This is a genomic window from Chitinophaga sp., assembly GCF_019236475.1.
In the GTDB taxonomy this organism is placed as follows: Bacteria; Bacteroidota; Bacteroidia; order Chitinophagales; family Chitinophagaceae; genus Chitinophaga.
Genome location: NZ_JAFAIX010000007.1, coordinates 71759 through 83173, shown reverse-complemented (window position 1 = coordinate 83173; position 11415 = coordinate 71759). Strand labels below are relative to the sequence as shown.

Annotated in this window: 8 protein-coding genes; all 8 read left to right on the top strand. The window is 45.6% G+C overall.

Annotated features, from left to right (window positions below; all coding sequences use genetic code 11):
- The 8 genes from JO154_RS10610 to JO154_RS10575 all read left to right on the top strand — a co-directional run bounded on the left by JO154_RS10610 (position 1) and on the right by JO154_RS10575 (position 11412).
- Entirely contained in the window at positions 1 to 1341 is a 1341-nt protein-coding gene (locus JO154_RS10610; RefSeq protein ID WP_291944917.1) for a RagB/SusD family nutrient uptake outer membrane protein, read from the top strand.
- A gap of 29 nt (positions 1342 to 1370) precedes the next feature.
- Entirely contained in the window at positions 1371 to 2600 is a 1230-nt protein-coding gene (locus JO154_RS10605; RefSeq protein ID WP_291944914.1) for a TlpA disulfide reductase family protein, read from the top strand.
- A 19-nt stretch (positions 2601 to 2619) separates the two neighbouring features.
- Positions 2620 to 3786, top strand: coding sequence for a TlpA disulfide reductase family protein (locus tag JO154_RS10600; RefSeq protein WP_291944912.1), 1167 nt, complete (start codon positions 2620 to 2622; stop codon positions 3784 to 3786).
- Positions 3787 to 3993: 207 nt separating this feature from the next.
- Positions 3994 to 4896, top strand: a complete 903-nt coding sequence (locus tag JO154_RS10595; RefSeq protein ID WP_291944909.1) for an AraC family transcriptional regulator — start codon at positions 3994 to 3996, stop codon at positions 4894 to 4896.
- A gap of 140 nt (positions 4897 to 5036) precedes the next feature.
- Positions 5037 to 5798, top strand: coding sequence for an SDR family oxidoreductase (locus tag JO154_RS10590; protein ID WP_291944906.1), 762 nt, complete (start codon positions 5037 to 5039; stop codon positions 5796 to 5798).
- A gap of 237 nt (positions 5799 to 6035) precedes the next feature.
- Positions 6036 to 6635 (top strand): sigma-70 family RNA polymerase sigma factor, encoded by a 600-nt coding sequence (locus JO154_RS10585; RefSeq protein ID WP_291944903.1) that lies wholly within the window; start codon positions 6036 to 6038, stop codon positions 6633 to 6635.
- Between the two features lie 92 nt (positions 6636 to 6727).
- Positions 6728 to 7891: a FecR family protein gene (locus JO154_RS10580; protein WP_291944900.1), complete on the top strand. Its 1164-nt coding sequence runs from the start codon at positions 6728 to 6730 to the stop codon at positions 7889 to 7891.
- 236 nt (positions 7892 to 8127) lie between these two features.
- Complete coding sequence (locus tag JO154_RS10575; protein ID WP_291944898.1) at positions 8128 to 11412, top strand: SusC/RagA family TonB-linked outer membrane protein; 3285 nt, start codon at positions 8128 to 8130, stop codon at positions 11410 to 11412.
- Positions 11413 to 11415: the final 3 nt, after the last annotated feature.

The window sequence follows — 11415 nt, the reverse complement described above, 5'->3', positions numbered from 1 at the left end:
ATGAAAAAATATCTTTCACATATATGCGTTGCCGGTAGTTTACTCACTATGACCGCCTGCAGCAAAAAACTGGACCAGGTAGTTCCTGATACACAGATTACCTACCAACAATTGAACAGTTCCAATTTACCGCTGGTAATAAACGGTGCTAAATTGTCGCTCACCAGTAACAATGCCTTTTATCTCTATTACGATTACCAGGATATTATGACGGATGACATTCAATCCGTTTCACTTCCTACCTGGGAAGCGTGTAATGTATCGCCGTTAGACAATACGCTGACTTTCATGTTCAAGCAGCCATACGCCGCTATTGCCAATGCGAATATGGTATTACGATATGCAGGGGAGCATGCATCGGACACGACTATACGCACCACCGTTGGAGAGGCTTATCTGCTGCGTGCTTATGCTTATATGATGCTGTCTGAGCATTTTGGAGGCGTACCCTTAGTGTATGGCAATGAAGATCCTAAGACCAGGGCTGTAAGGAAAACATTGGCAGAAGTAAACCAACAGATTGAAGCAGACCTGCTGAAGGCAAACGACCTTTCTGCAGACTATACCAATCCTACTACCACTTCCAAACAAGCTGCACAACTGCTGCTAGCAAGACTGTACCTAAATCTAGGGAGAAACGATGAAGCGCTGACCATGGCCAATTCCGTATTGAATTCAGGTAAACTGACGCTGACTTCCAATTTCGGAGACATCTTCAAATCAGCAGTTAACAGCACCGAAGCATTGTATAAGATCAATGAAACTGCAGCTACTGGTACTAATCAATATGGTTTACCACTCGTGTTGGGACCTGGCAAGAATGGAGGTACTGGTGTAGCGGGTAGTGGCAATACCTGGGCAGATTCCAACCTGGTGAAGTCTTACGACCCTACGGATATACGTAAAGCATTCTTCTTACGTACCAAAGGAGCCAGTATCATTGACAGCGTATACTTCGTGATGAAGTTCCCGCAGGAGATCAGCAACTCCTATCCTATCTGTCGGTATAGTGAAGCGTATCTGATAGTTGCTGAAGCGACCGCCCGTAAGGGAACTGTGGATGTTACCAGATATAATCAACTGAGGACAGCTCGTAAGGCAAGTACCCGTAATAACAGCGACTTTGCTTCTCCCGCAGTATTCCTATCAGAACTGGAGCAGGAAAGAAGAAGAGAGTTTATTGGAGAAAGATTACGCTGGCAGGATATGCAGCGTTTCGGTAAGCGGGACGCATGGATTCAATCTTTCGGACAGCCCGTAACACATGCATTGTTACCATTGCCATCCAGAGAATTTTCTATCAATCCTTACCTAGATCAAAATCCCGATTACAGTAAATAAAAATAAATATAAAACATAACATACCACCAATGAAAAAAGCAGTTTTTAAAATGTGGATGCCGCTGGCGTTACTGGCCACACCATTAGCCCTGCTGGCGCAGCAGAACAAAGTGGTAAAATCCATCACCGTAAAAGGTTCCGTAGAATTCACCGATCCTAAACAGCCAGAAAACAAAGTATGGCTGATGAAAGAATCCCTTGGTGGTAAACCTACCGCTGTGGATTCCGTATTGCTTGGTCCGGATAAAAAATTCACTTTCCACCTGAAACAGGATCACCAGGGCGTGTATACCATCAATACCTTTAACTGGGATAGAGTGAGCTTCTGGAGTGATGGCGACGTGAAAGTAGATATGCGTGGATATGATACCGCTTTTTACAAAGTGAAAATTCCGCATTATACGTTTGTTGAAGGTTCTTCCGACAACAACTTCATCAATCAGTATGTACTTAATAGTGAATTTAACTACCGCAGAAGTATTGATGATTACAATGCTGCTTATTTCGCTAAGAAATCCACCGATACCAACTATACCCATTATCTCAATACCAGGAGAGTATATAGCCCTATCAATGAGGACTATGATACCCGTCAGGAAATCCTGATGCGCGTGTACAAAGGTCGCCCGGTGACGATCTATGCTATTCGTGGCATGGCAGGCACCCAAGCGGGTGAGAAATATGATAAAGCAATGGCGCTGTTGGAAGAGCTGATTGTAAAATATCCATGGCTGACAGAAGCGAAAGAATTAAAACAGACCATCATCTACAATACTAATCAAGCAAAAAGACTGAAAAATGGTCAGCCTATGCCATCCGTGAAATATCCTACTCCGGAAGGTCCTTTGGCTAGTCTGGATCAGTATAAAGGCAAATGGCTGCTGGTAGATTTCTGGGCTAGCTGGTGTGGTCCTTGCCGTCAGGCTATTCCGCTGGTGAAAGAGTTGTATGAAAAGTATAAAGATAAAGGCTTCACTGTAGCCAGCATCTCCATTGATACAGATAACAACGCATGGCGCAAGGCAATGAAAGAAGAAAACATGCCATGGTTACAACTGTTGTCTGACAACAAAGACAATACCATGAAAGAATTCCAGTTCTCTGGTATTCCTACTATGTACCTGATTGATCCTGCCGGTAATATTGCAGACAGATATACCGGTTTTAGCGAAGAAACAGCAGCAAAAGTAAAAGCTACCATCGAGAAAGGTGCTGCCCCAAAGAAAGCAACCACGTCGATTCCCATGTCAGGATTCTAAAATCAATCAAACACCAACCATGAAAAAAACAACCATTACCCTGGCCAGCAGTTTACTGCTGGCCTCTTTTTCCTTCGCCCAACAGAAATACAGCATCAAAGCGGATATTAAGGGAGAAGCGGGTTACATGCTGCGCGCCACCCTCGTAACCGATAATCATAAAAAAACGGATACTGCCTCCATGCATGAAGGTGATCATTTTGAATTCTCCGGCGAGCATGCAGGCACCTCCCTTGTTATGATGTCTAGTACGCATCCTTCCGCCAAATATGAATATGTGAAGGGAGGTATGTTTATGCCAGCGCCGAGCCTGGAATTCTTTATAACCGATAAGCCGATCACCATCACCGGCGATGCCAATGAACTGTATATGGCGAAGGTGAGTGGTGGTAAGATCAATGATGAATTCAATACCCTGAAGGAAAAGACCTTGCCTTTAGTGAAGAAAACTTGGGAACTCCGTCAGCAAATGGCGAAGATGAAAGCCCCTGCTGATAGTAACGCCCGCAAAGCCATCCTGGCGGAAGTACAGGCCAACGGCAAAGAGATTGACAATATTCAGAAAGAGTGGATTACTAAACATACCAAATCATTCGTCAGTGTGATCCTGATGATACGTATGTTTGACAGCTACCCTATTGACGAAATAGAAAAGGTGTATAATAAACTCTCTGTTGATCTGAAAGCTACTGCCACTGGTAAAGAGCTGGCGGAGCGTATCAAAGGCGTAAGAACCACAGCGATTGGCTCCAAAGCACCGAATTTCACCAAACCTGACCTGAATGGCAATCCTTTTACACTGAGTTCCCTACAGGGCAAGTATGTGTTGGTAGATTTCTGGGGCAGTTGGTGTGGCCCATGCAGAGCGGGAAACCCTCATCTGAAAGCACTTTTCGAAAAATATAAATCCAAAGGATTTGAAATCATAGGTGTAGCCAATGAGAAATCAGAAAATTTGGAAGATGCGAAGAAAGCGTGGCAAGGAGCTGTTAAGACAGACGGCCTGCCCTGGTTACATGTGCTGAACAACTACGAGAAGAGCCAATCTGACCTGGTGGCCAGTTATGCTGTATCCGGCTTCCCTACCAAATTGCTATTAGACAAAACTGGTAAAATCATTTACAAAGAAGTCGGTACCGGTGGCGATGGCCTGGATAAAGAGCTACAGAAAATCTTTGGTGAATAAATAGTTGGTTTTATCATCATTTTTCCGATGAATGTGATTTATATCGCCCGGATAATTCCTTATCCGGGCTTTTTTTATCGCAGGATGATTTAATACCATCCGAAATAGTTGGTGGTATTGGGCCATTTCTTAATGGAATAACATACTTCACCCTTGCATCTTTGTGGGAAATTTCTTCGTAAATTTGATTTTCGCAAATGATTTTTTATGAACACGACCTCATTGGAGGATTTTTACAGAGAAACATCCGGACTGGTACCAGAAGGGATCAGTAAGGAACTGGGACATTTCAATGTATTCCGGACCGAGGAAGTGTTTGCAGCATCAAAGACAAGTGGGCAAATGCCCTATAACCGCCGCGCCTACTACAAAATCAGTATTATCTCCGGCAGGAACAAAGCCGAGTATGCGGATAAGGTATTTGAAATAGATACGCATGCCCTGCTTTTTGCATCGCCACGCATTCCGTACCACTGGCTTCCACAAGACGATCAGCAGCAAGGGTACTTCTGTATTTTCACAGAAGACTTCTTCGTGTCCACGAAAAGTGGCGTGGTGCTGGATGATCTGCCCATCTTCCGCGCGGGCGGCTATCCGATCTTTCAGGTCTCTGAAGCAGATGCAGCGGAAATTACTTCCATCTTTGCCAAGATGTACCGGGAGATTTCCTCGGATTACATTTATAAGTATGACCTACTGCGGAATTATGTACTGGAGGTAATTCACTTTGGTCAGAAGTTACAACCCGCCACCGCCATGTATCCTATGCATAATGCGGCCGCCAGGATTTCATCTTTGTTTATAGAATTATTAGAAAGACAATTCCCTGTAGAACCGCCACACCAGCGGTTACAACTGCGTACACCAAAGGATTTTGCAGACCGGTTGGCCGTGCATGTCAATCACCTCAATAAAGTGCTGCGGGAAAATACCGGCAAAACCACTACAGAGCTGATTAGCAGCCGAATTACCCAGGAAGCCAAGATTCTCCTCAAACAAACTGATTTGAGCATTTCCGAAATTGCGTATGGTCTTGGATTTGAGGAGGTCGCGCATTTTTCCAACTTCTTCAAGAAACAAACCTCCATCACCCCTGCCAGTTTCAGGTAGGTCCGCCATTATTTGAATTTTACAAATGATAGATTGATCATTGCAATGACAGACAGTTCATTCCTCCTGATCTTTGCATCATCATTACTGTTGAACAAATTGTACTGATAAATCTTTTTATTGTATAAAACATTTGACAAATGGCAAGTAATAAAATCGCACTGATAACAGGAGGAAGCAGAGGCTTGGGCAGAAATATGGCACTAGCCATGGCCCACAAAGGTATTAATGTAGTCATTACCTATCACAGCAAACAGGCAGAAGCAGAGGAAGTAGTTCATGAAATCAAAGCCTTGGGAAATAAAGCGGCCGCCCTTCAACTGGATACCAGCGATACGAAGGCATTCCCTTCTTTTGTAAAACAATTCCAGGACACCTTAACTTCCACTTTTGGCACTTCGCACTTTGACTTCCTGGTGAATAATGCAGGAACAGCCCTGTATGCTCCGTTTGAATCCACCACAGAGGAGCAGTTCGACTATATCATGAACATCCATCTGAAAGGAGTATTCTTTCTCACACAGCAACTGCTCCCCGTTATCAAAAATGGTGGTCGCATTATAAATATCTCCTCCGGCCTTGCGCGTTTTGCCATGCCAGGCAGCAGTGCCTATGGCGCTATGAAAGGGGCGATCGAAGTGTTGACCAGGTACATGGCCAAGGAGCTGGGCCCAAGAGGAATTGCAGCCAATGTGGTAGCTCCCGGCGCTATTGAAACCGACTTCGGTGGCGGCCATGTACGAGACAACAAAGAGATCAACGACCAGATTGCCTCCAATACCGCATTGGGAAGGGTTGGCCTGCCAGATGATATTGGCGGTGTGGTAGCCTTCCTTTGTACCGATGAAGCCCGCTGGATCAATGCACAGCGTATCGAAGCTTCTGGAGGAGTATTCTTGTAATTTTTACACACAATTATCAGCACCCAAAGACGCAACCTGTTTTTAAAAATTTTTATTTTCTTAAAAATTGATCACGTGAAAAAATTCTTTTCTTGCGTCTTTGGGCGCTCTTTGCGCCTCTGTGTGAAACCTCATGCTTAATCGTTTAAGCAAAACGCTTGGTTTGAATTAATTTATTATTAAATTACCGTCGTAATCTACCGGATATTGATTTGTTAATGTCATAAATTACGGCCTTTGCCAATCACAGATTTAGCAAATGAGCAAGCACTGTTACAACAAGTAGCCGCAGGTGACGCCAATGCATACACGGTTATTTTCCATCATTACAGCAAACATGTATATGATGTGGCCATGGTGTACTTGAAGGATGGTCATCACGCTACAGAAACAGTACAGGACATATTCCTACGGATATGGGTAAAACGAGCGCAGGTAACGGAAGTACGTAACTTTCGGGACTATCTCTTTATCCTTACCCGTAATCATATTTATGACGGCTTCCGCAAACAATTGGTGAAAATGAAGGTCTACGATATTCATCAGCAACAGCAGCCCACCATCCAGGAAGATACCGACCACCTCCTACTCCGTAAGGAATACGACAATATCATCAATAAGGCCATTGCTTCGCTGCCTCCAGAACGCCGCAAAGTGTACCAGGCACGGCTCGCAGGGTTCTCCAATGAAGAAATTTCCCATCAGCTCAATATTTCCATCCATACAGTTAAGAAACAAATGAGCCTCGCTTTGCAGTCGCTCCGCTCCTACGTGCAAACACATGTCCCCAATGACGTTCTCCCAATTATCTTATTGGTACTGACTTTCCGCAAATAATTCCCTTTAAAAAAAAATTTCCGCCCGCATACTCCTTTTTTCAAAGTTGTTCGTCTTTACTTTAAATCACCCTTCCAAAATCTAACTAACGGATGCACGATTTAAAGCAATTATTGGAAAAATACCGGCTTGGCAACATCTCGGCCGATGAGCTGCAACGCTTGCAGCAATTGGTGGAAGCGGGTGTGGGTGAAGAAGAGATTTTGGGAGACATCCTGTCCACGCTCCACAACGGCGCCCCCGACTCAGGGTGGCAATCCTCGGAGCATGCCCACCTAGTTGAGCAAATTGTAATGGAAACCCCGATAAGGCCTATACGTAGCAGTCGTACTAAATGGTGGCTGGCAGCAGCCTGTGTGGCAGCCGTATTCAGCGCAGGCGTCTATTGGTGGCCACACCATACCATAACACCGACACATCTTACCCAACATATAGCCATGATGCCAGGCGGCAATAAGGCGATGCTGGTATTGGCAGATGGCCGTACCGTGCCGCTAGACAGTGCCAACCTAGGCAATATCGCGAAACAGGGCGATGCCAACATTAGCAACAATGGCGAAAGCCTTATCTATGACAACCAAGGCCCTTCCACTAAAGTGGTGTACAACTCCATTGTTACACCCCGTGGAGGGCAATATCAACTGGGCCTCCCAGATGGTAGTCGCGTTTGGCTCAATGCCGCCAGCAGTATCCGCTTCCCGACAGCCTTCCCTGGAAAGGAAAGACGCGTAGAAATTACCGGCGAAGCCTATTTCCAAGTGGCGGCAGATCCCAACAAGCCTTTCCTCGTAGACGTAAAAGGAAACGATTCCTTACAAGTACAGGTATTGGGTACCAGTTTTAACGTCATGGCCTACACGGATGAACAGGACATCACCACTACGCTGGAAAACGGGTCGGTACAATTACTACATGGTACCGCACAAACGCTCCTGCGCCCAGGATACGCCGGCACGCTCACGCATCATAGTGGCTTCACGACCGCCCAGGCAGACCTAGAACAAACCCTCGCCTGGAAAGAAGGGAAATTTCGGTTCAGAAACACCAATATAAAAACCATTATGCGACAAATCTCTCGCTGGTACGACGTGGATATCAGTTATGAAGGAGATCTCTCGGATGTGGACCTTACGGGCATTATCTCTAGAAGGGAGAATGCTGCCAGTCTACTGAAAATTTTATCAGCCACCCAACGGGTACAATTTGAAACAACCAATAACAAAATAAGGGTAAAGCCCTACAATCCTGAACAGTAACACATTTTTATCCACTTATGAATTTTAAAAATAGCTTGTTATGAAAACGTGAATGAAAACGAATGCCAATAAAAAACCGGAAGCACGCCAATGCTCCCGGTAAAATATGGCTATCCAACTTCCATTAGCATTTGAAAAATTGAATTACTAAGCCACAAAACAAAAGTATGGAACTCCTTTGTACCTGCAAAGTCCGCAGAAAGGGCGGGCGTTTGCGTAGAAAATTATTGCTTACTATGCGATTAACTGTCATACTAACACTGGTATTTACACTTAATCTGAGCGCTAAAACCTTCTCTCAGTCTGTTACCATCAAGGGCAAACGCCTCGCTCTGTATGATGTGTTCAACAGTATCAGTCGCCAGACAGGTTATGAATTTATCTACGACGAAAAACTGCTGCAAAAGGCAGCCCCGGTAAATCTCAACCTGGAATCGGCGCCGCTCACAGATGTGCTCAATGCCGCCCTGAACAACAAATTATTTTCTTACACCATCGTAGATAAAACGATCGTTGTGTCACCAAAATCCAAACCGATGGAATATACGGCCAGTCCGTATATGACGATCCAGGGTAAAGTAACTGGCCCCGATGGCCAACCCTTACCCGGCGTATCTATCCAGGTTAAAGGATCTACCCGGGGAACCGTTACTAATCCCCAGGGGAGCTTTTCTATTCAGGCCAATCCCGGGGACATACTGGTGGTTAGCTTTATTGGATTTGCCCAGCAGACCATCACGGTAGGCAACGACGCTAATCTCCAGATCCAATTACAACCGCAAGACGCTCAACTGAGTGGCGTAGTGGTAACGGCACTGGGTATACGCAGATCGGAGAAATCCATCACCTACGCTACCCAACAAATCAATGGCCTGGAATTGACCAAAGCCAAAGATGCGAACCTGATCAATACCCTGAATGGTAAAGTTGCCGGTCTGACCATCTCCTCCAGCGCTTCTGGCGTAGGCGGTTCTGCGAAGGTGATCCTCCGCGGTAGCAAATCTGGACTGGGTTCTAACCAAGCCCTGTATGTGATTGATGGGGTGCCGATGAATAATAGTCTGACCAACCAACCTTCTAGTATTTATGGTGGTACTTCTTCCTATGATGGTGGCGATCCTATCTCCAACCTCAATCCGGAAGATATTGAAAGTATTTCCGTGCTGAAAGGTGCTTCTGCAGCAGCTTTGTACGGTAGTCAGGGCGCTAATGGGGTAATCTTGGTAACTACGAAATCCGGGAAATCCGGACACGTGTCGGTGAACCTATATAGTGGCGTTACCCTGTCGCAGGCTGCGTATCTCCCTAAATTTCAAAATAATTACGCGCAAACAAAGGATAGTTCTACGCAAAGCTGGGGCGCTAAAATCAATAACCCTTCTGGCCGCGATATTTTGAAAACGTTCTTCCAAACAGGGCAGCTCTTCACCAATGGCGTAAGCCTTTCCGGCGGAAATGAAATGGCGCAGACTTATTTCAGCTACGCCAACACTTCCGGTAGAGGTATCGAACCAGGAAATAATATCGGTCGTCATAATATTGACTTTAAAGAAACCGGTCATTTCTTTGACAACCGACTCACCGCTACTGCTGACGTGAATTACATGACTCAGCAGATCGATAATACACCGATGTCTGGCTTCTATTTCAACCCACTTACCGGCCTTTATCTGTTTCCCCGTGGCCTCGACATCACGAAATATAAAAACACGTTTGAGATCCCGGATCCTACCCGCAACTACCTGATGGTTCAAAACTGGCCATTAAATGAGGATGTGCAGCAGAATCCTTGGTGGATCACCAACCGTAACCCGAACAAACTGCGTCGTAACCGACTGTTGATGAATGCCAGCCTGAATTACAAGCTGAACTCCTGGCTGAATATCCAGGCCCGCGGTAGCATCGACCGTATCAACGATTTGTACGAACAGAAAATATATGCCGGTTCTCAGCAAGTATTGTCTAGTCCAAATGGCGGTTATTACTACGGTAACAACACTACCACTCAACAGTATGGCGACCTGCTGGCCAATATCAACCTGCCAGGTAAAACCTTCAGCTTAACAGGTGCAGTGGGTACCAGTATCCGCGATATCAAAACGGTGGGCGACTTCCTCAACTCTGGTAAAGATGGATTGTTCATTCCGAATGTATTCACCATTCAGAACATGACTACGCTGAATGCCCTGAAATCCGGTACCAGTCCTGAAATGCACAGTCAATGGCAGTCTGTTTTCGCCAGCGCCAACCTCTCTTACAAAGATTGGTTATACTTGGATCTGACTGCTCGTAACGACTGGTCGTCCAACCTGGCCTTTACGCCACAGATGTCTTACTTCTACCCTTCCGCAGGTCTAGGTGTGGTATTGCATAACATATTACATCTGCCTGCTGCAATCTCCTTCGCCAAAGTACGTGGATCTTATGCTATTGTGGGTAATAGCCCGCTGGCCTATCAGTCCAATACAGCACCTAATCACTTAGGTACCAGCGGCAACCTGACTGTTGCCACCACCGGCCCATTCATTGCTTTGAAACCTGAGAAAACAAAATCCCTGGAGATTGGTACAGAATGGCGCTTCTTAGAGAACCGTCTGAGCTTTGACGTGACTTATTATAAAACCAATACCACCAATCAAACCCTTCAAATTGCAGCACCTACTGCTACTTTGTTCGAATCTAGATTCGTCAATGCGGGTAATATCCAGAACCAAGGTATAGAAGCTGTAGTGAGATACGATGTGTTCAACAAACGTAAGTTCCAATGGAACACCGGTCTGAACTTCGCTACCAATGATAACAAAATCATTTCCCTCTGGTCTACCGTAGACCGTTTCACGCTGAGCGGCGCTTCCGGTGCTTACTATGCGTCTCAGTTTAAAGTGGGTGGTAGCTTCGGCGATATTTATGGTACCGTACTGAGTAAGGATGACCAAGGTCGTATCCTGATCAAAGGTGGCAAGCCTGTTAAACAAGGCGGCGACATGCAGTACCTCGGTAATGCCAATACCAAATGGCAACTGGGCTGGAACAACAACTTTGCTTATGGCAATTTCACATTCTCTTTCCTGATCGATGGTAAGTTTGGCGGCAAGGTAATGTCTATCACCCAAGCGATGATGGATAGTTACGGCGTATCCAAAGCTAGCGGCGATGCCCGCGATGCAGGTGGTGTACAAATCAATGGTGTAGACGAAACCGGTAAAGCGGTAACCAGCATTGATGCCAATACTTGGTATACTACTATTGGTGGTAGAGAAGGTGTTTCGGGAGAATATATCTACAGCGCTACCACGGTTCGTTTGAGGGAAGCTGCCCTCGGCTACATGGTGCCAATGCACAATACGTTCTTCAAAACCCTGAAGTTCTCCTTGAGTGGTCGTAACCTGATCTATTTCACCCGCAAAGCGCCATTTGATCCGGAACAGACTATGTCTACCGCAAACGGCCTGGGTGGTGTGGATGCATTTATGTTGCCTGCTACCCGCAGCTACGGTCTGACCCTGAATGCATCCTTCTAATGG

What these genes read in the sequence shown, in the direction of transcription:
- JO154_RS10610 (WP_291944917.1), top strand. Translation starts at nt 1, where the DNA reads ATGAAAAAATATCTTTCACATATATGCGTTGCCGGTAGTTTACTCACT.
- JO154_RS10605 (WP_291944914.1), top strand. Translation starts at nt 1,371, where the DNA reads ATGAAAAAAGCAGTTTTTAAAATGTGGATGCCGCTGGCGTTACTGGCC.
- JO154_RS10600 (WP_291944912.1), top strand. Translation starts at nt 2,620, where the DNA reads ATGAAAAAAACAACCATTACCCTGGCCAGCAGTTTACTGCTGGCCTCT.
- JO154_RS10595 (WP_291944909.1), top strand. Translation starts at nt 3,994, where the DNA reads ATGAACACGACCTCATTGGAGGATTTTTACAGAGAAACATCCGGACTG.
- JO154_RS10590 (WP_291944906.1), top strand. Translation starts at nt 5,037, where the DNA reads ATGGCAAGTAATAAAATCGCACTGATAACAGGAGGAAGCAGAGGCTTG.
- JO154_RS10580 (WP_291944900.1), top strand. Translation starts at nt 6,728, where the DNA reads ATGCACGATTTAAAGCAATTATTGGAAAAATACCGGCTTGGCAACATC.
- JO154_RS10575 (WP_291944898.1), top strand. Translation starts at nt 8,128, where the DNA reads ATGCGATTAACTGTCATACTAACACTGGTATTTACACTTAATCTGAGC.